Annotated in this window: 21 protein-coding genes, 11 tRNA genes and 1 other RNA gene; 6 read left to right on the top strand and 27 right to left on the bottom strand. The window is 65.0% G+C overall.

Annotated elements, in window-relative coordinates:
* Window positions 1-83: 83 nt before the first annotated feature.
* Window positions 84-878 (bottom strand): isocitrate lyase/phosphoenolpyruvate mutase family protein, encoded by a 795-nt coding sequence (locus LMF57_RS04340; protein ID WP_229290954.1) that lies wholly within the window; start codon window positions 876-878, stop codon window positions 84-86.
* Between the two features lie 123 nt (window positions 879-1,001).
* Between LMF57_RS04340 and LMF57_RS04335 the strand changes: the two genes are divergently transcribed.
* Entirely contained in the window at window positions 1,002-1,445 is a 444-nt protein-coding gene (locus LMF57_RS04335) for a GNAT family N-acetyltransferase (RefSeq protein ID WP_208082510.1), read from the top strand.
* Window positions 1,446-1,470: 25 nt separating this feature from the next.
* Here LMF57_RS04335 and sugE read toward each other — a convergent pair whose 3' ends face one another.
* A complete protein-coding gene (gene sugE / locus LMF57_RS04330; protein WP_208082509.1) occupies window positions 1,471-1,788 on the bottom strand; it encodes a quaternary ammonium compound efflux SMR transporter SugE in 318 nt (105 codons plus the stop codon).
* Window positions 1,789-2,087: 299 nt separating this feature from the next.
* Between sugE and ffs the strand changes: the two genes are divergently transcribed.
* Window positions 2,088-2,184, top strand: an RNA gene (gene ffs, locus LMF57_RS04325) — signal recognition particle sRNA small type.
* Between the two features lie 95 nt (window positions 2,185-2,279).
* Here the strand turns inward: ffs and LMF57_RS04320 are convergent.
* Genes LMF57_RS04320 through LMF57_RS04310 form a run of 3 tightly spaced genes read right to left on the bottom strand, consistent with a single transcriptional unit; the run spans window position 2,280 to window position 4,182 of the window.
* Window positions 2,280-2,669 carry a DUF4440 domain-containing protein gene (locus LMF57_RS04320; RefSeq protein ID WP_229290953.1) on the bottom strand — a complete coding sequence of 130 codons (390 nt, stop codon included), beginning with the start codon at window positions 2,667-2,669 and terminating at the stop codon, window positions 2,280-2,282.
* Window positions 2,666-3,433, bottom strand: a complete 768-nt coding sequence (locus LMF57_RS04315) for an MBL fold metallo-hydrolase (protein ID WP_229290952.1) — start codon at window positions 3,431-3,433, stop codon at window positions 2,666-2,668. Before LMF57_RS04315 ends, LMF57_RS04320 begins: the two co-directional genes overlap by 4 nt.
* Window positions 3,433-4,182, bottom strand: a complete 750-nt coding sequence (locus LMF57_RS04310; RefSeq protein WP_033830466.1) for a 3-deoxy-D-manno-octulosonic acid kinase — start codon at window positions 4,180-4,182, stop codon at window positions 3,433-3,435. Before LMF57_RS04310 ends, LMF57_RS04315 begins: the two co-directional genes overlap by 1 nt.
* Before the next feature lie 20 nt (window positions 4,183-4,202).
* Here LMF57_RS04310 and LMF57_RS04305 point away from each other — a divergent pair, with 20 nt between their 5' ends.
* Window positions 4,203-5,249, top strand: coding sequence for a glycosyltransferase family 9 protein (locus LMF57_RS04305; RefSeq protein ID WP_229290951.1), 1,047 nt, complete (start codon window positions 4,203-4,205; stop codon window positions 5,247-5,249).
* 118 nt (window positions 5,250-5,367) lie between these two features.
* Here the strand turns inward: LMF57_RS04305 and LMF57_RS04300 are convergent, their stop codons facing one another.
* Window positions 5,368-5,772 carry a DUF6165 family protein gene (locus LMF57_RS04300; RefSeq protein WP_049468383.1) on the bottom strand — a complete coding sequence of 135 codons (405 nt, stop codon included), beginning with the start codon at window positions 5,770-5,772 and terminating at the stop codon, window positions 5,368-5,370.
* A gap of 565 nt (window positions 5,773-6,337) precedes the next feature.
* Window positions 6,338-6,428 (bottom strand) — tRNA-Ser (locus LMF57_RS04295).
* Window positions 6,429-6,597: 169 nt separating this feature from the next.
* On the opposite strand from LMF57_RS04295, the gene LMF57_RS04290 reads away from it, so the two are divergent.
* A complete protein-coding gene (locus LMF57_RS04290; protein ID WP_025878157.1) occupies window positions 6,598-7,302 on the top strand; it encodes a protein phosphatase 2C domain-containing protein in 705 nt (234 codons plus the stop codon).
* Window positions 7,303-7,542: 240 nt separating this feature from the next.
* On the opposite strand, the gene dnaQ is transcribed toward LMF57_RS04290, so the two are convergent.
* Genes dnaQ through LMF57_RS04275 form a run of 3 tightly spaced genes read right to left on the bottom strand, consistent with a single transcriptional unit; the run spans window position 7,543 to window position 9,385 of the window.
* Window positions 7,543-8,271, bottom strand: coding sequence for a DNA polymerase III subunit epsilon (gene dnaQ / locus LMF57_RS04285; protein WP_025878156.1), 729 nt, complete (start codon window positions 8,269-8,271; stop codon window positions 7,543-7,545).
* Window positions 8,272-8,275: 4 nt separating this feature from the next.
* Window positions 8,276-8,728 carry a ribonuclease HI gene (rnhA, locus tag LMF57_RS04280; RefSeq protein ID WP_049468386.1) on the bottom strand — a complete coding sequence of 151 codons (453 nt, stop codon included), beginning with the start codon at window positions 8,726-8,728 and terminating at the stop codon, window positions 8,276-8,278.
* A gap of 12 nt (window positions 8,729-8,740) precedes the next feature.
* A complete protein-coding gene (locus LMF57_RS04275) occupies window positions 8,741-9,385 on the bottom strand; it encodes a methyltransferase domain-containing protein (RefSeq protein WP_025878154.1) in 645 nt (214 codons plus the stop codon).
* Between the two features lie 11 nt (window positions 9,386-9,396).
* Between LMF57_RS04275 and gloB the strand changes: the two genes are divergently transcribed.
* Complete coding sequence (gloB, locus tag LMF57_RS04270) at window positions 9,397-10,161, top strand: hydroxyacylglutathione hydrolase (protein WP_033830463.1); 765 nt, start codon at window positions 9,397-9,399, stop codon at window positions 10,159-10,161.
* Window positions 10,158-11,360, top strand: a complete 1,203-nt coding sequence (locus LMF57_RS04265; protein WP_229290950.1) for a lytic transglycosylase domain-containing protein — start codon at window positions 10,158-10,160, stop codon at window positions 11,358-11,360. The genes gloB and LMF57_RS04265 overlap by 4 nt, the downstream gene beginning before the upstream one ends.
* Window positions 11,361-11,726: 366 nt before the next feature.
* Here LMF57_RS04265 and LMF57_RS04260 read toward each other — a convergent pair whose 3' ends face one another.
* The 17 genes from LMF57_RS04260 to LMF57_RS04180 form a co-directional block, all read right to left on the bottom strand.
* Window positions 11,727-13,682: a peptidyl-prolyl cis-trans isomerase gene (locus LMF57_RS04260; RefSeq protein ID WP_229290949.1), complete on the bottom strand. Its 1,956-nt coding sequence runs from the start codon at window positions 13,680-13,682 to the stop codon at window positions 11,727-11,729.
* A 184-nt stretch (window positions 13,683-13,866) separates the two neighbouring features.
* Window positions 13,867-13,943: transfer RNA gene (locus tag LMF57_RS04255), tRNA-Asp, on the bottom strand.
* A gap of 107 nt (window positions 13,944-14,050) precedes the next feature.
* Window positions 14,051-14,127: transfer RNA gene (locus LMF57_RS04250), tRNA-Asp, on the bottom strand.
* An 89-nt stretch (window positions 14,128-14,216) separates the two neighbouring features.
* Window positions 14,217-14,293, bottom strand: a tRNA-Asp gene (locus LMF57_RS04245).
* Between the two features lie 25 nt (window positions 14,294-14,318).
* Window positions 14,319-14,393 (bottom strand) — tRNA-Val (locus LMF57_RS04240).
* A gap of 11 nt (window positions 14,394-14,404) precedes the next feature.
* Window positions 14,405-14,677, bottom strand: a complete 273-nt coding sequence (locus LMF57_RS04235) for an HU family DNA-binding protein (protein WP_004146343.1) — start codon at window positions 14,675-14,677, stop codon at window positions 14,405-14,407.
* A gap of 218 nt (window positions 14,678-14,895) precedes the next feature.
* Complete coding sequence (gene lon / locus LMF57_RS04230) at window positions 14,896-17,349, bottom strand: endopeptidase La (RefSeq protein ID WP_132825808.1); 2,454 nt, start codon at window positions 17,347-17,349, stop codon at window positions 14,896-14,898.
* A gap of 142 nt (window positions 17,350-17,491) precedes the next feature.
* Entirely contained in the window at window positions 17,492-18,781 is a 1,290-nt protein-coding gene (gene clpX / locus LMF57_RS04225) for an ATP-dependent Clp protease ATP-binding subunit ClpX (RefSeq protein ID WP_025878143.1), read from the bottom strand.
* Between the two features lie 126 nt (window positions 18,782-18,907).
* A complete protein-coding gene (gene clpP, locus LMF57_RS04220) occupies window positions 18,908-19,534 on the bottom strand; it encodes an ATP-dependent Clp endopeptidase proteolytic subunit ClpP (protein ID WP_025878142.1) in 627 nt (208 codons plus the stop codon).
* A gap of 76 nt (window positions 19,535-19,610) precedes the next feature.
* Window positions 19,611-20,906 (bottom strand): trigger factor, encoded by a 1,296-nt coding sequence (gene tig / locus LMF57_RS04215; RefSeq protein ID WP_208083265.1) that lies wholly within the window; start codon window positions 20,904-20,906, stop codon window positions 19,611-19,613.
* Window positions 20,907-21,097: 191 nt separating this feature from the next.
* Window positions 21,098-21,182 (bottom strand) — tRNA-Leu (locus LMF57_RS04210).
* 123 nt (window positions 21,183-21,305) lie between these two features.
* On the bottom strand, window positions 21,306-21,632 hold the full coding sequence (locus LMF57_RS04205) for a hypothetical protein (RefSeq protein WP_208083264.1): 327 nt from the start codon (window positions 21,630-21,632) through the stop codon (window positions 21,306-21,308).
* A 465-nt stretch (window positions 21,633-22,097) separates the two neighbouring features.
* Window positions 22,098-22,173: transfer RNA gene (locus LMF57_RS04200), tRNA-Lys, on the bottom strand.
* A 151-nt stretch (window positions 22,174-22,324) separates the two neighbouring features.
* Window positions 22,325-22,400 (bottom strand) — tRNA-Lys (locus LMF57_RS04195).
* Window positions 22,401-22,479: 79 nt separating this feature from the next.
* Window positions 22,480-22,556, bottom strand: a tRNA-His gene (locus LMF57_RS04190).
* Between the two features lie 173 nt (window positions 22,557-22,729).
* Window positions 22,730-22,806: transfer RNA gene (locus LMF57_RS04185), tRNA-Arg, on the bottom strand.
* 39 nt (window positions 22,807-22,845) lie between these two features.
* Window positions 22,846-22,922, bottom strand: a tRNA-Pro gene (locus LMF57_RS04180).
* Between the last annotated feature and the right edge of the window lie 92 nt (window positions 22,923-23,014).

The following is a 23,014-nucleotide window of genomic DNA, read 5'->3' as shown; positions in this document are numbered from 1 at the left end:
TCCACGCCATGCGTGGATGCCTGTGCCCGGTGAGTCGACTACCCACCCATGCCCCAGCCATCCGCCCCCCGACCCAAGCCCCCTCACCTTTCGCTGAACAGCTGGTTCAAGGCCGCATACCCTGGTGCCCCCTCTGGCATCGCCATCACGTCGCCGAGAAAATCCGTGGTCGCCGCAGCCATCGCCGTCCATGCGTGCATGAACAACGCCGGCCCAGCGCTCAGCCGCCGCACGCCGGCCTGCGACAGCGCAGCAAACGACGCCATCCCCGGCAGCCACATCAGGTTGAGAGGCAGCGATACAGCGCTGGCAACGGCCGCAGCCTCGTCCAGCGCACGCAGTCCCGGCACAAAGCCGCCGTCGGCACCGGCACGTGCATAGGCCTGCAGCCGATCGATGCTCATCCTGACCGCCTTATCGCCTTCGGCCAGGCTGCGCAGATACACATCGGTGCGCGCATTGATGAACAGTGCTCGCCCGCCAAGCGCAGAACGGATGGCGCTGATCTTCGCCACCAGCACCGCAGGGCTGCCTGCGCCGTCTTCGATGTTGATCCCGACCACACCCGCATCGGCCAGGCGCAACACCCGCGCAGCGACCACGTCGGGGGCATCGCTGTAGCCGTCTTCGATATCGACCGTGACCGGCAACGAGGTCACACCAACGATTTCGGAAACCCGCTGCAGCAGCGCGGTATCAGGCAGCGCACCGCCATCGGCATGGCCGCAGGACCACGCCATCGCAGCACTCGATGTTCCCACCGCGAGCGCCCCCTGCTGCTGGACCAGGCGGGCACCACCGGCATCCCATACGTTGGGCAGCACGTAAAGACCGGCGCCTTGGTGGAGCTGTACAAAACTGGCATGAGCATTCGACATGGAACCTCCTGGTGACGGGAACCTGCAGTCTGCGCCCGAACCGGTTTCCGGGCTCGCCATGTTCGGACATCAATGATGCGGACGTCGCGCACAATGAGTGCGCCACCACGATGACGTTCCTTCATGACACCCCGTGCCTACCGCTGCAGCGATATCACCGCCTGCCTGTCGATCTTCGACAGCAACGTGCCCACCTACTTCGCCCCCCAGGAGCGAGGCGACTTCGAGCGCTTCCTGCAAGAACACGCCGCGCAGTGCGCATTCCAGGTGATCGAAGTCGAGGGCCAGGTGGTGGCCTGTGGCGGCCTCTGGAACTGCGGCGGAGGCCGCGCCAGCTTCTGCTGGGGCATGGTTGAACGAGGTCGCCACAGACAGGGGCTGGGACGCGCGCTGGCAGTGGCCCGCTTGCACCAGGCTGCAGCAGACCCGTCGATCCGGCGCATCACGCTCAGCACCAGCCAGCACACACAGGGCTTCTATGCCGGCCTCGGCTTCCGGGTGGTACGCGTGGTGGCCGACGGCCACGGCGCCGGGATCGACGCCGTGGAGATGGAGCGGGTGCTGTAGCCTCCCGCCGCACCCATGCCCGGCCTCAACTGCTGGAGAGTTTCATCAGCACCAGGCCGGCGACGATAAGCACCGCTGCGCCAATCCGCATCGGGCTGACCTGCTCGCCCAGGAACACGATGCCGACCACGAAGGCGCCGACCGCGCCGATGCCGGTCCAGATCGTGTAGGCGGTGCCCAGCGGCAGGCTGCGCATGGCGACGGCCAGCAACCAGAAGCTGGCGATCATGCCGACGATGGTGATGGCGGTGGGGGTGAGTTTGGTGAAGCCTTCAGACTGCTTCATCGACACGGCCCATACGATTTCCAGCAGGCCGGCAAACAACAGATAGATCCAGGCCATGACAGCCCTCCGATGGTAGGGCCAGGCCGTCCTGGTCATTCAATCCCGATGTGGGGGAGGTCGTTCCTCCTGCGGCCGGATTCTAGCAACGGCAGCAGCCCCGGGCCGATGCCGCAGCCAACGGGTTACATCGGATTCAGCGCGTGAAGCTGGCGTCAGCACCCATGCCTGCGCTAGAATGCGCGTCTGCCATCGGTCAACTGATGCGCAGTCCGGCTGTGGTTTCCGGCGCACGACGCGCTGCTTCCCCTGATCCGTGAATCGGCCGCCTCCGGGCGGCCAACGTCTCTATGGTGGCCCCGTCGGCCCCTCGCGACGCTAGGTCGAAAACTCCGCCAGGGCCGGAAGGCAGCAACGGTATCGATCGACGCGGGCGCCGAGGTCAGCCGGCGGGGCCACCGCCTTTTCAGGCGATACCCCGCCCCTGATGGATGCCAACCCTGGTTGGCGCCCTTCCTTGGTTGGCGCCCTTCGCCGGGCATGTCCCGGCGCTACCGCGCCTCAGGCGTACCCTGATGGAACACCATCCGCCAGCCCGTTGTATGCTGACGCCACAACGAGCTGCGCAGCACCCACCGCTGCGGTTGGTCATCGACGTGATAGCGACTGCGGTAACGCACCTGCGCCAGGCCCTCTGCCAGCATCCACACGGCGTACCGGTCCGACTCGATCACCACCTGCGCACGCTCCAGCGGGATCTCTTCCAGCGCGGCTTCACGGCCGTAGCACTGGCCGGAGCTGCCGATCTCGCTGAAATCCTCATCCAGCAATGCCGCCAAGCGCTGATGATCTGCGCGCACCTGCGGGGAGTGCAGTGCGCGTTCCAGCCGCTCCAGCTCGGCAGCCAGCGCCGGCCTTGCGGCGTGGCCAGCGTTGCTCACGGCGGATCCTGCACCAGTACGTGCGGGGCAGTCGGCGTGGCCAGCACAACGCACTGGCCCGGCTGTGCCACCCGGTGCCCACGCGCGGCCAGGGCCTGGCCATCGGCCACGCTGGCATAGTGGTACAGCATCATCCGTGCCTGCAGCTCGGCGCTGTACTCGCGCTCCAGGTCATCCACCCCGGTGTGCGAAGGATTGCCATGCAATCCGCAATCGTGGGCGATCAGTTCATTGTCGTTGGCAAAGCGCGCCAGCATTTCCGGAATCGGCCGGGTATCACCACTCCAGGTCAGCGCGCCCTGCAGGCGCAGGCCATAGGCCGTCTCCGGCCAGTGGTGCCGCACGGGGAACAGCTCCAGCCGCACACCCTCGTGCCAGAACGCATCGCCCACCACGATCAGCTGGAAGGCATCCCAGAAGTTGGCGCCGCCCTCGGCCAGCACGTTCGGGTAATCGCCGATGCGCTTGTGCAGCAGCGGCACCACCGTGGCCGGCACGTACAGGCGCACCTTGCCGCGCCGCTGCGTGCTGAAGAAGGTATCCACGAACAGGCGCTCGAAACCCGCCACGTGGTCCAGGTGCACATGGGTGACGAAAAGCGCCTGCGGCATATGCCCGTAGTGCGCCTTGAACGCGGTCAGGCCTTCACCACCACAGTCGATGGTCAGCCACGGCTGGCCATCACGCTCGATCACCGACATCGGCGAACCCAGCTCGACCGCCGATGCATTGCCGACGCCGAGGAAACGCAACGACCAGTCCATCAGGTGCCCCGGTTCCAGGCCATGTCATAGGCGCGGCGCAGGCGCGCGTAGTCTTTTTCCACGTCTTCCACGCTGCGCTCACCGCGCAGCTTGACCAGCGAGCGCAGCAGGCGCTTGAGATTGCGCTCGCGCCAGGCCGTGGCCGGGATGCGGATCACCCCGCGATCGAAGTCGATCAGCCAGCCATGGCCGTTGCCATCGAACAGGATGTTGTGCGCATTGAGATCGGCATGGTCCAGCCCGGCACGGTGGAAGCGCGCGATCATCCGCCCGGTTTCTTCCCACGGCGCCCCGCGCCCGGCCACCAGTGCGCGGTCGGCCAGCGAGCGCACCCCTTCGATCCGTTCCATCAGGATCGCGGCGCGGTAGCGCAGGCCTTCACGCATGTAGAAGGCGGCAATCGGCCGGGGCACCGGCAGCTTCTTCTCGCGCAGCGCGCGCATCAGCCGGAATTCGGCAAAGCTGCGGGTCCGGTCCGCCCCCCGCCAGATGTACTGGTCGTGGCTGATCCGGGCCGCCAGCCCCCCGCGCAGGTAGTGCCGCAGTACGCTGGCGCCGAACGGCGCATCCACGAACCAGGCGCTGCCACGGCCGCCCTCACCCACCGGCCGGGCCTTGCCGGCCCAGTGCTGTGGCGAGAACAGACCGATGTCGGCTTGCCGCAGCCGCTCGCGGTCGAACAGAATGGCCCCGATGCCGCGACCCTCGCGGCATGGCGTCAGCGCTTCATTGGCGTCGAATGCGACCATTCCTTTGAGTCTAACAACACATGGCATCAGCGTCCTCCTCCTTGTGTCTTCTGCGCCTGTCCGCTCTTGGCGATGTGACCCACGTAGTGCCGCTGGTGCGCACCCTGCAGGCCGCGCGCCCGGATACGCCGATCCACTGGATCATCGACAAGGTCGGGCAGAAGCTGCTCGATGGCCTGCCGGGCGTCACCTTCCACGCCTACGACAAGAAGACCGGCATGGCCGGAGTGAAGGAGCTGCGCAAGCAGTTGCCGCCCGGGCGTTTCGAGGCCCTGCTGCAGATGCAGGTGGCGTTCCGCGCCAACGTGCTGTCGGCCTTCATTCCCGCCGAGCGCCGCATCGGGTACGACCGCAGCCGCTCCAAGGACCTGCACGGCCTCTTCATCAACGAACGCATCCCCGATCGCCCGGGCATCCATGTGCTCGATGCCATCGGCAGCTTCTGCGAGCCACTGGGCCTGCGCCAGACCGATGTCAGCTGGGACCTGGCCGTGCCGCAGGCAGCCTATGACTGGGCCGCCGCGCAGTGGCAGGACGATGGCCGGCCGGTGCTGATGATCTCGCCCTGCTCCAGCCACGTGCGCCGCAACTGGTACGCCGACCGCTATGCCGAGGTCGCCAACCATGCCGTCACGCGCGGTTGGCGGATCGTACTGTGCGGCGGCCGCAGCGAACTGGAGCGCAGCATGGCCGACGCCATCCAGGCCCAGCTGGATGTTCCGGCACTGGACCTGGTCGGCAAGGACACGCTCAAGCAGTTGCCGGCCCTGCTGTCCCGCGCCAACCTGGTGATGACCCCCGACTCTGGCCCGATGCACATTGCCAACGCAATGGGTACCAAGGTGCTGGGCCTGCATGCGGCCAGCAACCCGAACCGCAGCGGCCCGTATTCGGACCGCCGCTACTGCGCGGACCGCTACGACGACGCGGCGCGCAAGTACCTGGGCAAACAGGCAGCCGACCTCAAGTGGGGTACCAAGATCGAATTCGACGATGTGATGGAACTGATCACCGTCGAGGACGGCATTGCCGCGTTCGAGCGTTACGTCGCCGACCATCTGGGATGAGTGGCACGCAGGGCAGCTGAGCGCTGTCTACTGGGTGCGGACCTTGGTCCGCACCGTCCCGTAACTCGGGAGATCCATCCACGCATGGCCTGGATCTACTGCGTCGGGCCGCCCGGGATTACGCGCGCTGCGTGTAATCCTGGTAGGACTTCTCTTCCACGTACGCCGAACCCAGCGCCAGGTTGATCGCCTTCTTGATGCGTGCGCGTTCGTCGTTGCGCAGGTACACGCTGCGCGCCAGGTCGATGAACCCCTGATCGAAGGCCTGCGCCTTGTCCTTCAGGCGGATGTCGTCCTCGATCTCCCACAGCTGCTCGTTGACCGTCTTCAGCTCGGCGCGCAGCTTGGCGATGTCCTTCACTGCCGCAGGGTGCGCCATCCACGTGGTTTCCAGCGCGGACAGCTCCTTGCGTACGTTGGCCAGCTTGCCTTCGTCACTGATGCGCTCGGACTTGATCTGCAGGATCGAGATCTTGTCCAGCAGCTCGCCGAATGAAACGGGGACGAGGATTTCAGCGGTCATCGTGGCGGCTCCAGCAGGTGATGACGTACATGGTAACCCGCCGCACGCGAACGGCATCCACGCATGGCGTGGATCTACTGAAGCATCCGCAGGGAGGCCGGCAACGGGAGGGCCCGAACGTTGCATCGCAACGTTTGGGGCGACGCGCGAAGCGTCGTCGCATCCCCGCGCCAGATAAAAAAGCCACCAATCCGTGCAAGTTGACGCAAAGCCATCTGGAGCAGCAAGCCCCTTTGTTGAGGGGCTGCCCCGACAGGGGCGGGGAGAGGCCGGCAAAGGGAGGGGCCCGAACGTTGCATCGCAACGTTTGGGGCGACGCGCGAAGCGTCGTCGCATCCCCGCGCCAGATTAAAAAGCCACCGATCCGTGCAAGTTGACGCAAAGCCATCTGGAGCAGCAAGCCCCTCTGTTGAGGGGCTGCCCCGACAGGGGCGGGGAGAGGCCGGCAAAGGGAGGGGCCCGAACGTTGCATCGCAACGTTTGGGGCGACGCGCGAAGCGTCGTCGCATCCCCGCGCCAGATTAAAAAAGAAGGGCTGCCTTTCGGCAGCCCTTCTTTTTTAATCTGGCGGAGAGGGGGGGATTCGAACCCCCGAGGCGCTATAAACGCCTGCCTGATTTCGAGTCAGGTACATTCAACCGCTCTGCCACCTCTCCAGATGTTCCCCGGCGAACCGGGGACGCGCATCATACGAGGAAGCGCGGCTGACGACAAGTCATTGCGCCCAATGAAGTGAAATTTTCCTGACTGCATGGCTTGCCGGATGTCCGCTTGGCCGTGATGATGCCGTTCTCCCCGGCATTACCCCCTCGCCCAGCACCCACCATGATCGAATTCGGACATCTCACCCACCCCGGCCTGCGCCGCGAGCTCAATGAGGACACCTATTACGGTGACGGCGAGCTGGCCCTGTGGCTGGTAGCCGACGGCATGGGCGGGCACGCCTGCGGCGAGGTGGCCAGCGCACTGGCGCGCGAGACCATCGTCCGTGAGATCCGCCGTGGCGCGCCGTTGGCGCAGGCGATCCGCACCGCCGACGAAGAGATCATCCGCGCCTCGCGCCGGCGCAACGACAGCCTGCCGATGGGCACCACCGTGGTCGCTGCACGGGTGCAGGGCAACCGTTACGAAGTGGCCTGGGTCGGCGACAGCCGCGCCTATCTGTGGCGCGATGGCCAGCTTGCACAGCTCAGCCAGGACCACAGCGTGGTGCAGGAACTGGTCGCGCAGGGCAACCTGACCGCCGAGCAGGCGCGCGCCCATCCTCACCGCAACGTGGTCACCCAGGCACTGGGCGTCACCGACCCGGCACACCTTAACGTGGCGACCACCAGCGGCGAGCTGCGCCCGGGCATGCAGTTGCTGCTGTGCAGTGATGGCCTGACCGAGGAAGTGGATGACCGCGGCATCGCCCGCACCCTCGCCTTCGACGACGCCAGCGCACAGGAATGCGTGGACAGCCTGGTCGCCTCCGCCCTCGACGGCGGCGGCTCGGACAACATCACCGTGATCCTGGTGCGCTGCCACTGATGCCGGCTGGAGGCAAGCCCCCTGAGTCAGGGGGCGGCCGCGAAGCGGCGGGGATCTGGGTGCTGGTGAGACGGGGCCCACGATTTGCAGCGCGGATTGTGGGGCGCCAGCGCGATTGCGCTGGCGCTTCATCGGACAACATCACCGTCATCCTGGTGCGCTGCCACTAACCCATGCAGGGCGTGGATCTACAGTAGAGCCACGCCATGCGTGGCTGCATTTCGCACGCCACCGCTGCGCCTACGCGCTCGCGGCCTCTTCCACCTTCGGGCCGTCCCACAGCGCGTGGCCGGCCTTCTTGCGCAGCCGCTCCAGACGCGCCGCATGCGCTTCCTGCTCCGACGGCGTGGCCACCACGCGCGGCCGCGGCAGCAGCTTGGATGCATCGAACGCCTGCAACGCGGCAGCGCCACCGGCATCGTCATCGCCCAGCCCGAAGCCGATCTCCTCCTGGCCCGAGGTCAACGCGATGTACACATCACCCAGGATCTGCGCATCCAGCAGACCGCCATGCAGGGCGCGGTGCGAGTTGTCCACGCCCAGCCGCTTGCACAGGGCGTCGAGCGAGTTGCGCTGGCCCGGGAAGCGCTCGCGCGCCAGCGCCAGGGTATCGATCACCGTGCAGCGGTCGGTGATCTTCCCGTACTGCTCTCCCAACAGGGAAAGCTCATTGTCGAGGAAGCCCAGGTCGAACGCGGCGTTGTGGATGATCAGCTCGGCGCCATCGATGAAGGCCAGGAACTCCTCCACGACCTGCGCGAACTCCGGCTTGTCGGCGAGGAATTCCAGGGTGAGGCCGGTCACTTCCTGCGCACCCTGTTCGAATTCGCAGTCCGGCTTCAGGTACTGGTGATAGGTATTGCCGGTCGGGCGGCGCTTGAACAGCTCGACGCAGCCGATTTCGACGACGCGGTTGCCCTTCTTCCACTCCAGGCCGGTGGTTTCGGTATCAAGGATGATCTGACGCATGGGCTCAGTTTACCGGGCTGCCGTCGCGGATCTGGATCGCGGCGTTGCGGGCCAGGGTATCCACGCGTTCATTGTCCGGGTCGCCGGAATGGCCTTTCACCCAGCGCCAGTCGATCTGGTGCCGCAGCGTGGCGGCCTGCAGGCGCTCCCACAGTTCACGGTTCTTCACCGGGTCACCGCCGGCGGTCTTCCAGTTCTTGCGGATCCAGCCCGGCAACCACTGGGTCAGGCCCTGCCGTACGTACTGCGAATCGGTGTAGAGGACGATCTGGCAGGGTTCGGTCAGCGACTCCAGTCCGGAAATGGCCGCCATCAGCTCCATCCGATTGTTGGTGGTATGCGCCTCACCACCGCTCAGTTCACGCTCATGCCCCTTGTAGCGCAGCAGCGCCGCCCAGCCACCGGGGCCAGGATTGCCAAGGCAGGAACCGTCGGTGTGGATTTCGATGGTTTTCAATACAACTCCAGATCAGGTAGCAACGGTGCCGTGCCAGCGCACGGGCAACGGGGTCGGCCCGGGCAGGGCCAGCGTGCGTTTTTCAGCGTGGAACAGGCAGGCCGCGCGCAGGGGGGCCCAGCCGCCGCGACGGCGGCTGCCGGCACCCTGCCACATCGGCCCCAGGTAACGCATGTCCTCGCATTCCAGCCCATGGCGCTCAAGCAGCTGGCGGATCCGCTGCGGCGTGCGCACCACCAGCCCGTGCTGGCGCCAGCGCGTGCGGAACGGGCTGAACGGGTTGAGGCTGGTCAGCCACAGATGGCCGCCGGGCATCAGCACGCGCTCGCATTCGTCCAGCAGATGGTCGGCATCGCCGACGGTCACATGCTGCAGCACGATGGCGTTGACGCTCTCGTTGGGCAGCGGCAACGGCAGGGCACAGCGGGTATCGCCGGCGTAACCACTGCCCTGGCGATGCAGGCGCAGGCCCCGACCGCCCAGCTGCGCATCCGCCAGCCAGGCGGCGCTGGGGGCGATCCACAACCAGGGCCGGGTCGGCAGCAGCGACAGCTGCGGCAGCAGCAGCTGCCGTTCGAGCACGCGCAGGGCCTCCGCCGGTTCACTGTCGAACCACGGGGCCTGGCTCGCTTGACGGGTGCTCTGCAGCGCGGGCATGGTCCAATTCTATGCGACTGACTGCCCTGCCCGCATTTGCGGACAATTACATCTGGATGCTGATCGCCGACGACGGTGCTGCCGTGGTCGTCGATCCCGGCGACGCTGCGCCGGTACTGGCGCTGGCTGCCCAAGGCGTGCGCGTGGACACCATCCTGCTCACCCATCACCACGACGATCACATCGGCGGGGTACCGGCGCTGCAGGCGCGTTTTCCCGGCGTGCGCGTGGTCGCACCGGTCGACGAGCGCATCCCGATGGCCACCGAGCGGGTCGGTGAAGGTGAACGTGTTCAGGCACTGGGCCGGATGTTCCACGTACTATCCGTCCCCGGGCACACCCGCAGCCACATCGCGTTTCACACCGCTGAACAGCTTTTCAGCGGAGATTCGTTGTTCAGCCTGGGCTGTGGACGCCTGTTCGAAGGTACGCCGTCCCAGCTGCTGGCATCGATGCGCAAGCTGGGTGCCCTGCCCGCGCAACTGCTGCTGTGTTGCGCTCACGAGTACACCGTGTCAAATGCCGTCTTCGCGCGGCATGTCGACCCCGCCAACGCTGCCTTGCTGCAGCGCCAAGAGGAGGCTTTGGCCATGCGCCGCGATGACCGTTCCACCCTGCCAGTATCCCTGGCCGATGAAATTGCCTGCAATCCGTTCCTGCGTACCCACACGGCGCCCATCCGCGCTGCCGTGTCGGCGCACCTGGGGCGCGAAGTCGTGGACGACGTCGACGTCATGGCCGGTCTCCGGCACTGGAAAGACGGCTTCCGCGCATGAGTCGCCGAAGTCTGCCGCTGGCCCTGGGTCTGATCCTGGGGTTGGCCGGAACTGCCGGCGCACAATCGCTGGGCGCCGGCATCAGCCAGAACCTGACCGCCGCCTCGGCCCTGCCGCTGGATCCGTCAACGCTGCCGGCCGCATCGGTACGCAATGGCCAGGAAATCTTTTCCAGCTTCCGCGACGGCCTGGCCGAGCCGAGCTGCGACGCCGAGGCCACCAGCCCGCGCTGGCAGAAGCAGTTCGCCCATGCGCCTTCGCGGTTGGCCAACCAGGATGACGACGCGCTGGTGCTGTTCGGCTACGTGGTCGAAGAGCTGCGCAAAGCCAACCTGCCCACCGAATTCGCCCTGATTCCCTTCGTCGAAAGTGGCTACCGGCCCAATGCCCGCAACGGCAGCGGCCCGACCGGCCTGTGGCAGTTCATCGCCACCACGGCACGCAACCATCGCGTACCGATGAGCAACAACTACGACGGCCGGCTGTCGGCAGTGGAGTCCACCCAGGCCGCCGTGCGCTACCTGAAGACCCTGCATGGCATGTTCGGCGGTGACTGGCGCCTGGCCACCATGGCCTACAACGCGGGCGAGTACCGCGTGCTGCAGTCCATGCGCAAGGCCGGCATGAATGCGCAGAACGCCAAGCCGGCAAGCCTGCCCGGGCTGTCGCCGGTCACCCATGCCTACGTCGAGAAGCTGCATGCCCTGGCCTGCGTGCTGGAAGACGTGGAAGACCAGCCGGGCGTGATGGCCTCGCTGGACCGCACCGTGCCGGTGCTGAAGGACCACACCCTGCCGGCGGGCACCAGCGTCCAGCAATGGGCCGCGCAGCGCGCGCTGGACCCGGCGAAGATCGCCCGTCTGAATCCGGCACTGGCCGCTGGCAACCGCCCGTCGGGCGCGGCCCGCGTACTGGCTCCGGTTTCGGCGTCCAACGCGGACGTTGCCAACATCGCCAGCACGGCCGTTGCCACCACACTGGCCAGCACCGCCAGCGCCGCGCCGAGCCCGCAGGTGGCCAAGGTGGTCGCGTCGGCTGCCGATCGCCCGCGCAACCGTCGCCACACCGTGCGCAACGGTGAATCGGCCTGGACCATCGCCCGCCGCTACGGCATGCCGGTGAAGGCGCTGTTGTCGCTGAACGGCTTGAGCGGCAGCAGCGTGCTGAAGCCGGGCGCGGTACTGCGCGTCGAAGACTGAGGTCGGTGCGGCGCTGCCGCGTGGTTTCCGGCCAACGGCGAAGCCCCTCGCGGGTGGCGGCAGCAGCATTCATGAGTTGGGACGAGCGAGGTGGACCCACGGGGGACGCCGTGAACCCATCCTTGGTGGCTTGGCCGCGGCATCCATGCCGCGGACACCCCCGCGCGCCCACCCCGCCCGTCCCCTGATGGTTTCCGGTGGCACCACCCACGGATTGGAAGATGAAGAGCAGGAGCAGGTCGCTTCGCTTCTGGTAGCGGCCGACCCTGGTCGGCACTCATCGCGCAGGTCACGGATCGATCAGGGCTGCGACAACAAAAAAGGCCCGGCAATGCCGGGCCTTTTCGTTCCTGCTCGCCGGAGGGCTTACAGGTTCGCTTCGGTGGTCTGCACCAGGAAGCGCTTGCGCATCGCCTCGATGTAGGCCTTGGCCGCAGCCATGCCGTCGATCTGGCTCAGCTGGTCCTTCAACTGCTTCTGCTGCTCGGCGGTCACTTCCTTGATGTCGCCCGGGTTGACCTTGTTCACCGCGAAGACCAGCGCATGGCCGTTGACGTCGACCTTGCCGTAGCTCGGCTTGCCTTCGGCAGGCAGCGGCGCACTGAAGATTGCACGGTTGATCTCCGGAGTCGGCACCGGCTGGCTGCGCGGCAGGCCCGGCATCGGGCTCAGCTGCAGCTTCTCGCTGGCAGCCAGCGACTGCAGGGTCGCGCCGGCCTTCAGCTTGGCCAGCAGGGCATCGGCGGCCTTGTCACCGGCCTGGCGCTGACGGTCGGCACGGATCGCGGCGATCACCTGCTCACGCGCCTTGTCCAGCGGCAGTGCCTGCTCCGGGGTATGCGCGGCAACGCGGATCACTACGCTGTGGTTGCTGCTGCCGCCCAGCGCGATCGGATCGCTGGCGGTACCGTCCTGCACCAGGACGTCGGAGAAGGCGGCACGCAGCACGGCCGGATCAGCGGCAATGCCGGTGGCGGTCGTGCGCGTGATCGGGCCCAGCGTCTGCATCGAGAGGCCGACCGCCTTGGCGGCCGCGGCCAGATCACTCGGGCTCTTGTTGATGGCATCGACCAGGCGGCCCGCCAGATCGTTGAAGCCACGCTCGCCGTCGGCCTTCAGCTGCTCGGCAGCCAAGGTGTCGCGTACTTCTTCGAAGGACTTGCCCTGGCCGCCACGAACCGCTGCGACCTTGATGATGTGGTAACCGAAGTCGGTCTTGACCGGGCCGATCACCTCACCCGCCTTGGCACCAAACAGCGCATCTTCGAACGGCTTGACCATCGCACCCCGTTCCACCCAGCCCAGGTCACCGCCCTGCGCCTTGGAACCAGGATCTTCCGAGTTCGCCTTGGCCAGCGCGGCAAAGTCGGCACCTGCCGCCTTGGCTTCGACAGCCAGCTTGGCGGCCTTGGCTTCAGCACCGTCGCCGGTGATCAGGATGTGCGCCGCCTGGCGCTGTTCCGGCGTCGTGAACTTGGCCTTTTCGTCTTCATAGCGCTTGCGCAGCGTCGCTTCGTCAGCTGCGGTCGGTGCCGGCAGGTTGGCACCGTTGAGCTCGACATATTCCAGCGACACCGATTCGGCCTGGCGGAAATCCTTGCCATGGCTGTCGTACCACTGCTTGATCTGCGCATCGGTCACCGGCGCGGTATCCACCGGAACTTCCGGCAGCGCGGCCAGTTCCACATCGCGGGTTTCGCCCAGCAGCTTCAACAGACGCTCGGTCTCGGCCTGGGTGACAAAGCCGGAATTCTGCAGGCCCGACGGGATCACCGACTGCTGCAGGCTCTCACGGACCAGTTCCTGGAACTGGGTGGGCGTGCGCGGCGGATTGCCACCGGCCAGGGCCAGGCGGTAATTGCTTTCGCTGAACTTGCCATCGGCGCCCAGGAAGCCCGGAATGGTGGTGATGTATTCGCGCACAGCGCCGTCGCCAATCACGACACCGGCCTGCTCACCGACCAGGCGCACGACCTGCTCGTCGATCAACTGGTCGAGCACGGCCAGCTTGTTCTCGGTGCTTTCGAACGCGCGTGGATCGAAGTTCTCGCCCTGCTGCTGGCGTTCACGCATGCGTTCCTGCTCGAAACGGGTGCGGAAGTCCTGTGCACTGATCTCATGGTGCTGCCACATCATGCGCACCGGCCACCAGGACGGTGCAGAGCGCCACCAGGTCGGCGGTGCCGAAACCTTGGCGACGTTCTGTGCGCCGACGCCACCGAGGTAGCTGTTGTCGATCACGAACAGGAACGGAATCATCAGCAGCCCCAGGATCACGGTAACGATCCAGCCTGAGGTCTTGTCGCGGAGTTTCTGCAGCATGGTGAGGAATCACAAGGCTTGATTGGCGAGCCCGGCAGTGTAACCCGCTTCGTGGCGCGGACCAAAAGCAGTGCCAGCGGGGCCTGCCGGCCTCCGGCCCAGGCGATCTGCACGTTCGCCCGCATCGAATGATGGAAACGGCGCAAAGAAAAAGCCCCCGACTTGCGTCGAGGGCTCTTAGAGTTGGCGGAGCGGACGGGACTCGAACCCGCGACCTCCGGCGTGACAGGCCAGCATTCTAACCAGCTGAACTACCGCTCCGCGCTTGAAACTTTGCAGGCGCTCAGTATATCCGAAGACTTCCTGAAAACCTACCCCGCTGAACACTTTTTTCAAAGTTTTTTCACGAGGATTTAAGAGTTTTGCAATGGCGGAGCGGACGGGACTCGAACCCGCGACCTCCGGCGTGACAGGCCAGCATTCTAACCAGCTGAACTACCGCTCCGTATTGCAGACCTCTTTGTTTTCTCTGCAACCGGTTGGTTGGAGAGAAAACAAGGCCCCCAGCTTTTCGGCCGGGGGCCTCGTTGAAAATGGCGGAGCGGACGGGACTCGAACCCGCGACCTCCGGCGTGACAGGCCAGCATTCTAACCAGCTGAACTACCGCTCCACATTTCAAACTTACCGCGGTGCTGTGGTGGGTGCTGAGGGTTTCGAACCCCCGACCCTCTCCGTGTAAAGGAGACGCTCTACCGCTGAGCTAAGCACCCCAGCGAGCCGCTTAGTTTACAGCATCCTTCAGGGCCTTACCAGCCTTGAACGACGGATTCTTCGAAGCAGCAATCTTGATGGTGTCGCCGGTCTTCGGGTTGCGGCCGGTGCGGGCAGCACGATCGCGGACCTGGAAGGTACCGAAGCCAACCAGGGTGACCGCATCGCCGTCCTTCAGCGCCTTGGTGACGGCAGCAACGACGGCATCGACAGCGCGGCTGGACTCGGCCTTGGTCAGGTCGGCGGCTTCAGCAACGGCATCGATCAATTCGGTCTTGTTCATTCTGTACAACTCCTTTGGCGGTGGGTTCCGCGTATTCGACAGGGAAGCAACCGCACGACGTCTGCATGCGGTTGCCATGTGGAAACGGTTCGCCGAATTCAGTGAGCGCTGACTGCGATCACTCGTTCGCGAGTGCTGCTTTTATACCAGCGGCCCTACCCCCACGCAAGCTGGAAAGCCAGCAACGACGCGGGTTTCAAGCATTTCGACAGGACGCATCAATGCTTGACGCGCGCGTTTCCACTCGGTTTGGCCTTGCTGCGCACCGTGACGCGCTGCGCACTCTTGCGCGTCTTCTTCGGCGCCAGCGGACGTTCCAGGGCCAGATCGAGCACTTCCTCGATGTACTTCACCGGCACGATCTCCAGGTCGCGGGTGACGTTGGCCGGAATGTCGGCAAGATCCTTGCGGTTCTCATCGGGGATGATCACCGTGCGGATTCCGCCGCGCAGGGCAGCCAGCAGCTTCTCCTTCAGGCCACCGATCGCGGTGACGCGACCGCGCAGGGTGATTTCGCCGGTCATCGCCACATCGGCGCGCACGGCAACCTTGGTCAGCATCGACACCAGCGAGGTCACCATTGCCGCACCGGCACTGGGGCCATCCTTCGGCGTCGCACCATCGGGTACATGCAGGTGCACGTCGTGCTTCTGCAGGAAGTCCGCATCGATGCCGAAGCGCTCGGCGCGCGAACGCACCACCGACAAAGCCGCTGACGCTGATTCCTTCATAACGTTGCCGAGCTGGCCGGTCAGGATCAGCTGGCCCTTGCCCGGTACCAGCGTCGATTCGATCTGCAGCAGATCGCCACCGACTTCGGTCCAGGCCAGGCCCGTGACCAGGCCGATCTCGTTCTCTTCTTCGGCACGGCCGAAGTCGAAGCGACGCACGCCCAGGTACTTGTCCAGGTTCTTGCTCGACACGCTCACCAGCGCCTTGGACCTGCGCGCGCCCTTCTTCGCCTTCGCCACCGGCTGCGGCCCACCCAGCGCGATTTCCTTCACCACCTTGCGGCAGATCTTGGCGATCTCGCGTTCCAGGTTGCGCACGCCGGATTCGCGCGTGTAGTAGCGCACGATGTCCTGGATCGCATCGCTGCCGATCTCCAGCTCTTCCGGCTTCAGGCCGTTGGCCTTGATCTGCTTGGGCGACAGGTAACGGGTGGCGATGTTGAGCTTCTCATCCTCGGTGTAACCGGGGATGCGGATCACTTCCATGCGGTCCAGCAGCGGGCCGGGGATGTTGAGCGAGTTGGAGGTCGCCACGAACATCACTTCGGACAGGTCCAGGTCCACTTCCAGGTAGTGGTCGTTGAACGCGTTGTTCTGCTCGGGATCGAGCACTTCCAGCAGCGCCGAGGACGGATCGCCACGGAAGTCCATCGACATCTTGTCGATCTCGTCCAGCACGAACAGCGGGTTCTTGCTGCCGACCTTGTTGAGGTTCTGCACGATGCGGCCCGGCATCGAACCGACATAGGTACGACGGTGGCCACGGATCTCGGCTTCATCGCGCACGCCGCCGAGCGACATGCGCACGAACTTGCGGTTGGTGGCCTTGGCGATGGACTGGCCCAGCGAGGTCTTGCCCACGCCCGGCGGCCCGACCAGGCACAGGATCGGACCCTTCATCTGCTTCACCCGCGACTGCACCGCCAGGTATTCAAGGATGCGTTCCTTGACCTTCTCCAGGCCGTAGTGATCGGCATCAAGGGTGTCCTGCGCGGCCTTCAGGTCCTTGCGCACCTTGCTGCGCTTCTTCCACGGCACGCCCAGCAGCCACTCCAGGTAGTTGCGCACGACCGCTGCTTCGGCAGACATCGGCGACATCTGCTTGAGCTTGTTGAGCTCGTTGCGCGCCTTGGCTTCCACCGGCTTGGGCATGCCCGCTTCGGCGATCTTGCGCGCCAGCTCTTCCAGTTCGCCCGGCGCATCGTCCAGGTCACCCAGTTCCTTCTGGATGGCCTTCATCTGTTCGTTGAGGTAGTACTCGCGCTGGCTCTTTTCCATCTGCGACTTCACGCGGCCGCGGATGCGCTTTTCCATCTGCTGCACGTCGATCTCGCCGTCGACCAGGCCGACCAGCATCTCCAGGCGTTCGCCCACGGCCAACGTTTCCAGCAGGCGCTGCTTGTCCGACAACCGCACGCTGATATGGGCGGCGATGGTGTCGGCCAGGCGTGTCGGCTCATCGATGCCGGCCAGGGTCTGCAGCAGTTCCGGTGGCAGCTTGCGGTTGGTCTTGACGTACTGCTCGAACAGCGACATCAGCGAGCGGGCGATGGCCTCGATCTCGCGCGGCTCGCGTGCATCGGCGGCCTCGATTTCCACGGCCTGGCCGTGCAGCGATCCATCGCGTTCGCTGACGCTGGTCACCTGCACGCGCGACAAGCCTTCGACCAGCACCTTGATGGTGCCGTCGGGCAGCTTCAGCAGCTGCAGGACCTGCGCCAGGGTGCCGACCTGGTAGAGGTCGGCGGCCTGCGGGTCATCGGTCTCGGCCGACTTCTGCGCCAGCAGCAGGATGCGCTTGTCTGCTTCCATCGCCTGTTCCAGCGCGTGCATGGACTTGTCGCGGCCGACGAACAGCGGGATGACCATGTGCGGGAATACCACTACGTCGCGCAGCGGCAGGACCGGCAGGTCGAGGGTCTCACTTGGGGAACGGGCCATGGGGGCTCCAGGGAAAGGGAAAACAGTCTCCGGGAGGGCATCTTCCGGAGACAAAAAAAGCCGATGGCCCCGTTATGGGGCCATCGGCTTTCAGATGCAAGACGTTCCGAGAAAATTCTTTCTATTCAACGAGTTGAAAGAATCATTCAGCGCCGGCGGCCTTCTGTTCAGGGACCGGCGGGGTCTGGTAGATCAGGTACGGCTCGGACTTGTGCTCGATCACCGATTCATCCACGACAACCTTGCTGACGTTTTCCTGCGACGGCAGGTCGTACATGGTGTCCAGCAGGACCGATTCGACGATGGTGCGCAGGCCACGGGCACCGGTCTTGCGCTTGAGCGCCTTCTTGGCGATGGCCGACAAGGCGTCCGGACGGAACTCCAGCTCGACGTTCTCCATCTCGAACAGCTTCTTGAACTGCTTGGTGATGGCGTTCTTCGGCTCGGTCAGGATGCGGATCAGGGCCGGCTCGTCCAGCTCCTCCAGGGTCGCGACCACCGGCAGGCGGCCCACGAACTCGGGAATCAGGCCGAACTTGATCAGGTCTTCCGGCTCGACTTCAGCCAGCACCTTGCCCACTTCCTGCTTGCGCTCGCTGCTCTTCACCTTGGCACCGAAACCGATGCCGCCGGCGTCGTTGGAACGCTGCTGGATCACCTTGTCCAGGCCGGCAAACGCGCCGCCGCAGATGAACAGGATGTTCTTGGTGTCCACCTGCAGGAATTCCTGCTGCGGATGCTTGCGCCCACCCTGCGGCGGAACGCTGGCCACGGTGCCTTCGATCAGCTTCAACAGGGCCTGCTGCACGCCTTCGCCGGACACATCGCGGGTGATCGACGGGTTCTCGCTCTTGCGCGAGATCTTGTCGATTTCATCGATGTAGACGATGCCCTGCTGCGCCTTCTCGACGTCGTAGTCGCACTTCTGCAGCAGCTTCTGGATGATGTTCTCCACGTCCTCGCCCACGTAACCGGCTTCGGTCAGCGTGGTGGCGTCGGCCATGGTGAACGGCACGTTGAGCAGGCGGGCCAGGGTCTCGGCCAGCAGGGTCTTGCCCGAACCGGTCGGACCGACCAGCAGGATGTTCGACTTCGCCAGCTCGACTTCGTCGTTCTTCTGGCGGCTCTCGATGCGCTTGTAGTGGTTGTACACGGCCACGGCCAGGGTCCGCTTGGCGCGGTTCTGTCCGATCACGTACTGGTCGAGCACCTCGAGGATCTCGCGCGGCTTGGGCAGCGAACTGCGCGCCGACTGCGCCTTTTCCTCAAGCTCCTCTCGGATGATGTCGTTGCACAGCTCCACGCACTCATCGCAGATGAACACGCTCGGACCGGCAATCAGCTTGCGCACTTCATGCTGGCTCTTGCCGCAGAAAGAGCAGTAGAGGATCTTGCCGGTGTCCGTGGAACGACCTTGGCGGTCTTCGCTCATGCTTCGCTTACCCAGTTACCCCACCCGCTGAACGGGGGTTCGATTCGAGAATAACACAGGGCCGGAGGGACATCAGTCTCCCCGACCCTGCAGGAACGGGGCCTGCCATGGCCCCGTGAGTGCCGGTCAGCCGGCCTGGATCGACTCTTCCGGACGACGCTCCAGGACCTGGTCGACCAGGCCATAGGCGACCGCATCGACCGCGCTCTTGAAGTTGTCGCGCTCGGTATCGCGCGCGATGGTCTCCAGCGACTGGCCGGTGTGCTTGGCCAGCACTTCGTTCAGGCGCGCACGCAGGGTCAGGATCTCGCGTGCGTGGATGTCGATGTCGGTGGCCTGGCCCTGGAAGCCACCCAGCGGCTGGTGGATCATCACCCGCGAGTTCGGCAGCGCATAGCGCTTGCCCGCCGCACCGGACGCCAGCAGCAGCGCGCCCATCGAGGCGGCCTGGCCAACGCAGATGGTGCTCACGTCCGGCTTGATGTACTGCATGGTGTCGTAGATCGCCATGCCGGCGGTGACCACGCCACCCGGCGAGTTGATGTAGATGCTGATGTCCTTTTCCGGGTTTTCCGCTTCCAGGAACAGCAGCTGCGCCACCACCACGTTGGCCATGTGATCGTCGATCGGGCCAACCAGGAAGATCAGGCGCTCCTTCAACAGGCGCGAATAGATGTCGTAGGCACGCTCGCCGCGGCTGGTCTGCTCGACCACCATGGGAACCATGTTCAGGGCTTTGGTTCGGTTGTCCATTTCGTGAGGTACCTATCTTGGGGGGAAACACCCCCGCGCCAGGGCTGGCGCGGGGTATCCGGCAATCCGCCAGGGATTACTGGCGGATCGCGTCCTGGAACGACAGCTTTTCTTCAGTGTGCTGGGCGCGCTCGGCGATCCAGTCGATCACCTGCTCTTCCATCACGCGGTTCTGCAGGCCAGACATCAGCTGGGGGTCGTTGCGGTACATCTCAATGACCTGTTCCGGCTCTTCGTAGGTCGAGGCGATCAGACGCATCGTTTCATTCAGACGCTTCGGCTCCAGGCGCAGGTCGTTGCTGCGGGCCACTTCGCCCACCACCAGGCCGACCAGCACGCGCTTGGCGGCAGCGTCCTTGAAGCCTTCGTGGGCGTCAGCCGGGATCTCGCCCGGGTTGCGGCCACTGCGGCGGATCTGCTCGACCTGCTGGGCCAGCATGGCGCGGGCTTCGTTCTCGACCAGGCGCGGCGGCATTTCCACCGACGAATAGGCCGCGATCAGCTGCTCGCCGACTTCACGACGCAGGCGGTTCATCAGTGCGCCCTTCAGCTCACGCTCGAGGTTGGCGCGGATGTCGCTGCGGAACTGCTCGACGTCGCCACCCTTCACGCCGAAGCTCTTAATGAAGGCTTCATCGACGGCCGGCACGACAGGCTCGGAGACGTCGCTGACCTTGACGGTGACCTGCACGGTCTTGCCCGCCAGCGCCGGCACGCGCCAGTCAGCCGGGAACTCGACGTCCAGGGTCTTCTCTTCGTCCTTGGCCATGCCGACCAGGCCCTGCTCGATGGTCTCGAACATCATGCCCTGGCCGAGCACGATGCTGCCCTTCTCGGTGCCTTCGGCCGGCAGGCGCTCGTCCCCGGCCTGCGACCAGGTTTCCAGTGCGACCAGGTCGCCGTCCTGTGCGGCGCGGGTGACCGGCGACCAGCTGCGACGCTGCGCCTGCAGGTTCTCGATCATCTGGTCGATGTCGGCATCGGTGATTTCGGCGGTGTGGCGCACCACGGTCAGCTTGCTGACGTCGATGTCACCGAAGTCCGGCACCACTTCGACGGTGGCCACGAAGGAGAACTCACCCTCGTCACCCTTGTCGATGCGCGGGCTGCCGACAATGCGCAGGTCGTGCTCACGCACGGCGGCGTCGAAGGTTTCGCGCAGCAGGCCGTCCAGCGCCTCGCCACGGACCTGCGCGCCGAAGCGCTGCTCGATCACCTTGGCCGGCACTTTGCCCGGACGGAAACCCTTGATGCGGGTGGTGCGGGCGATTTCGCCCAGGCGGCCGTTGATGTGGCTCTGCAGACGGTCTTCCGGCAGCGAGAAGCTCAGGCGGCGTTCCAGGTTGCCGATGGTTTCGATCGAAGCTTGCATGTTGACTCCTGCCACCGGTGGCGCCCTGGCCCCCGGCTCGATGATGGATGAAACGGTTGTAAGGACACGACGTCGATGACGCGCCTGCTTGCCGCAGCCCTTTAGTTTCGCCCAATTCGGGCGGCGCCGCCAGCACGGCCAGGCGCAGGGGTTGACGCGGAATGCCCGACTGGGCGGGGGACGGGCCGGCCTGGTGCGAAAGGGGGGACTCGAACCCCCACGCCTTGCGGCACTGGAACCTAAATCCAGGGCGTCTACCAATTCCGCCACTTTCGCGTGGCCGGCTCAGGTGTTCATTGTTGCAGGCGGGGGCGGAAAGCGGAAGGCTTCCACAAAACTGAACAGGGAAATCACCCTTTGGAGCCGGCCTGGGCTCATCCCGGCCCAGGCCGATCCGGGTCAGTGGGCGACCGGCGCGGGCTTCGGTGCTTTGCCCGCAGTGCCGCCAGCCGCATCGTCGCTGGGCGTTTCCAGCGTCGCGCCATCGACGGAGCGCGTCATTTCAACCGCGCCAGCAGGCAGCGCCTCCCCTGTCGACCCGGTCGACTGCGTGGCGTCGCGACCCTCCACCGGCTGTGCCGCGATGTGGTCGACATCCGCAGATCGCTCGACCGTCCGCGCGTAGTCCGGTGCAGCGGCGGTTGCCGCCTCGTCCGCCCTGCAGCCTGACAGCGCGATCACCACCAGGCCGGACAGCATCACGCCCGTGCTCTTGTTGAACGTCATCGAAGCACTCCTCATGCATGCGCCTTCGGCGCGGAACACCTATTGGGAGCGATGCCGGCAGCAACCGGTGAGAAGCAGCTCACAGCATTGAAGATGCTGATGACGCATGTGACGCTGATTTCAGCCACGCTTCAGTAGATCCACGCCATGCGTGGATGAACCCATCAATGCCTGCGATATCCACCCATGACGGGGATCTACCGACGCTGCCGCAGGCAAGAAAAAGCCACTTGGCGGACCAAGTGGCTTTCGTCTGGTGGGCTGTCAAGGATTCGAACCTTGGGGACGCGGCTGCGCATTCGCGCTGCCGCCCCACGCGCTGCTGCGCACCGCGGGCCCCTCTCACCAACGCCCACATCCCCCGGCTTCGCCGCGCCCCTTGACTCAAGGGGCTACCCCCAGCCGGCTGCACGCCAGCGGAGACATAAAGAAAAAAGCCACTTGGCGGACCAAGTGGCTTTCGTCTGGTGGGCTGTCAAGGATTCGAACCTTGGACCTATTGATTAAGAGTCAACTGCTCTACCAACTGAGCTAACAGCCCGAAATCGGGGGGCGAATTATGACCCGATCCGCGAGGGCGTTGCAAGCACTTTCTTCAACGTCGTTGAAACAAGCACTGCAACCGGCGATCCATCGCGAAGGGTTACATCTTGAAGAAAAAAGCCACCGGGCGATTCCGATGGCTTCTGTCTTGGTGGGCTGTCAAGGATTCGAACCTTGGACCTATTGATTAAGAGTCAACTGCTCTACCAACTGAGCTAACAGCCCTTGAAACTCAGGCGCACATTATAGCCGGCGACCTGTTTATTGCAATACCGTTTCGGCGATGCCGATGCGGTTGAATCAGTGGGGTGGCTGAGGGGATTCGAACCCCCGACCACCGGAATCACAATCCGGTACTCTAACCAACTGAGCTACAGCCACCACTGAAACTTTCGCTTCACCGCCAATGCTGCCGACGCTGACGCTTGATACGTTGCCCGAGGACTGTCACCGAAGTTCAGGTCCGCCGAAGCGAGTCCGACATTCTGGTGGAGTCTGCATGCTTTTGCAAGCACTTCTTCACATCCGCCAGCTACGTTCCGGTGTCGCACCAATGGCGCGCCCGACAGGAATCGAACCTGTAACCGCCGGCTTAGAAGGCCGGTGCTCTATCCAGTTGAGCTACGGGCGCCCGAACCGGAACGGCGTCCAATCCGACGTGACGTGGGATTGGTCGGGGTAGAGGGATTCGAACCCCCGACATCCTGCTCCCAAAGCAGGCGCGCTACCAGACTGCGCTATACCCCGGTGTTGCAATCCCCTCGGGCATGGACCCGGGGAGCTGGCCATTGTGGCCAAGCGCCCTGCGAACTGTCAACGCGCAATCCCAGCCCTGCCCC

The sequence above is a fragment of the Stenotrophomonas sp. SI-NJAU-1 genome, assembly GCF_020883215.1.
Classification (GTDB): domain Bacteria; phylum Pseudomonadota; class Gammaproteobacteria; order Xanthomonadales; family Xanthomonadaceae; genus Stenotrophomonas; species Stenotrophomonas indicatrix.
This window is presented reverse-complemented; position numbering and strand designations above follow the sequence as displayed.

Coding starts and splice junctions, on each gene's coding strand:
- sugE (WP_208082509.1), bottom strand. CDS start 1,788: ATGGCCTGGATCTATCTGTTGTTTGCCGGCCTGCTGGAAATCGTATGG.
- clpX (WP_025878143.1), bottom strand. CDS start 18,781: ATGAGCGAAGACCGCCAAGGTCGTTCCACGGACACCGGCAAGATCCTC.
- LMF57_RS04305 (WP_229290951.1), top strand. CDS start 4,203: ATGGCATCAGCGTCCTCCTCCTTGTGTCTTCTGCGCCTGTCCGCTCTT.
- LMF57_RS04205 (WP_208083264.1), bottom strand. CDS start 21,632: ATGACGTTCAACAAGAGCACGGGCGTGATGCTGTCCGGCCTGGTGGTG.
- tig (WP_208083265.1), bottom strand. CDS start 20,906: ATGCAAGCTTCGATCGAAACCATCGGCAACCTGGAACGCCGCCTGAGC.
- LMF57_RS04300 (WP_049468383.1), bottom strand. CDS start 5,772: ATGACCGCTGAAATCCTCGTCCCCGTTTCATTCGGCGAGCTGCTGGAC.
- dnaQ (WP_025878156.1), bottom strand. CDS start 8,271: ATGCGTCAGATCATCCTTGATACCGAAACCACCGGCCTGGAGTGGAAG.
- LMF57_RS04265 (WP_229290950.1), top strand. CDS start 10,158: ATGAGTCGCCGAAGTCTGCCGCTGGCCCTGGGTCTGATCCTGGGGTTG.
- LMF57_RS04315 (WP_229290952.1), bottom strand. CDS start 3,433: ATGGACTGGTCGTTGCGTTTCCTCGGCGTCGGCAATGCATCGGCGGTC.
- LMF57_RS04260 (WP_229290949.1), bottom strand. CDS start 13,682: ATGCTGCAGAAACTCCGCGACAAGACCTCAGGCTGGATCGTTACCGTG.
- LMF57_RS04275 (WP_025878154.1), bottom strand. CDS start 9,385: ATGCCCGCGCTGCAGAGCACCCGTCAAGCGAGCCAGGCCCCGTGGTTC.
- LMF57_RS04310 (WP_033830466.1), bottom strand. CDS start 4,182: ATGGTCGCATTCGACGCCAATGAAGCGCTGACGCCATGCCGCGAGGGT.
- LMF57_RS04290 (WP_025878157.1), top strand. CDS start 6,598: ATGATCGAATTCGGACATCTCACCCACCCCGGCCTGCGCCGCGAGCTC.
- LMF57_RS04235 (WP_004146343.1), bottom strand. CDS start 14,677: ATGAACAAGACCGAATTGATCGATGCCGTTGCTGAAGCCGCCGACCTG.
- LMF57_RS04340 (WP_229290954.1), bottom strand. CDS start 878: ATGTCGAATGCTCATGCCAGTTTTGTACAGCTCCACCAAGGCGCCGGT.
- LMF57_RS04335 (WP_208082510.1), top strand. CDS start 1,002: ATGACACCCCGTGCCTACCGCTGCAGCGATATCACCGCCTGCCTGTCG.
- lon (WP_132825808.1), bottom strand. CDS start 17,349: ATGGCCCGTTCCCCAAGTGAGACCCTCGACCTGCCGGTCCTGCCGCTG.
- clpP (WP_025878142.1), bottom strand. CDS start 19,534: ATGGACAACCGAACCAAAGCCCTGAACATGGTTCCCATGGTGGTCGAG.
- gloB (WP_033830463.1), top strand. CDS start 9,397: ATGCGACTGACTGCCCTGCCCGCATTTGCGGACAATTACATCTGGATG.